The organism is Lelliottia sp. RWM.1, from assembly GCF_016859735.1.
Taxonomy (GTDB): domain Bacteria; phylum Pseudomonadota; class Gammaproteobacteria; order Enterobacterales; family Enterobacteriaceae; genus Enterobacter.
Map to the genome: position 1 here is coordinate 1 of NZ_WLVC01000133.1, position 858 is coordinate 858.

Annotated in this window: 1 protein-coding gene; it reads left to right on the plus strand. The window is 52.2% G+C overall.

Features of this window, described 5'->3' with window-relative positions:
• The coding region (locus GF617_RS26900) for an IS3 family transposase (RefSeq protein ID WP_203452777.1) at window positions 1-842 on the plus strand (842 nt) is incomplete at its 5' end.
• Between the last annotated feature and the right edge of the window lie 16 nt (window positions 843-858).

Sequence of the window (858 nt, forward strand, 5' to 3'; positions counted from 1 at the left end):
CAGCGATAAAGCGTGAACTTGTCAGCTATCTGACGGCACAATTTGCCATGAGTTTACGCCAGGCCTGCAGGACGTTATCGCTGAGCAGGACGGTGTATTTTTATCAGCCTGATACCCGGCGTGATGAACCGGTGATCCATGCGCTGACTGAGCTGGCAGAACGCTATCCGCGCTACGGTTTTAAGAAGCTTTTCCAACTGCTACGCAGGCAGGGCAATACCTGGAACCATAAACGTGTTCACCGGATTTATTGCCTGCTGAAACTGAATTTTCGTCGCAAGGGAAAACAGCGGCTGCCAGTGCGTAATCCAGCACCACTGGCGACGCCGCAAGCGCTAAATCAGAGCTGGTCCATCGATTTTATGCACGACGCGCTGGTCTGCGGCAGGCGCTTCCGGACCTTCAATGTGGTGGATGATTTTAACCGTGAGGCACTGGCGATAGAAATCGACCTGAATATCCCGGCTCAGCGAGTCATCCGGGTGCTGGACAGGATCGTGGCAAACCGCGGCTACCCGCTGAAAATGCGGATGGACAACGGGCCAGAACTGGTCTCGCTGGCGCTGGCACAATGGGCCGAAGAAAATGGCGTACAGCTCGAATTTATCAAGCCGGGTAAGCCTACACAAAATGCTTTTATCGAACGGTTCAACCGAACATACCGGACAGAAATCCTGGATTTTTACCTGTTCAGAACACTGAATGAAGCGCGGGAAATTACCGAGCGCTGGCTGATGGAATATAACAACGAGCGGCCTCATGAATCCCTGAATAACCTGACGCCGGAAGAGTACCGGCTGATGGCTGAAAAACCGGAAATCTCAAAAAGTGTGTGGAACTAAAACAGGTGTGCTTACA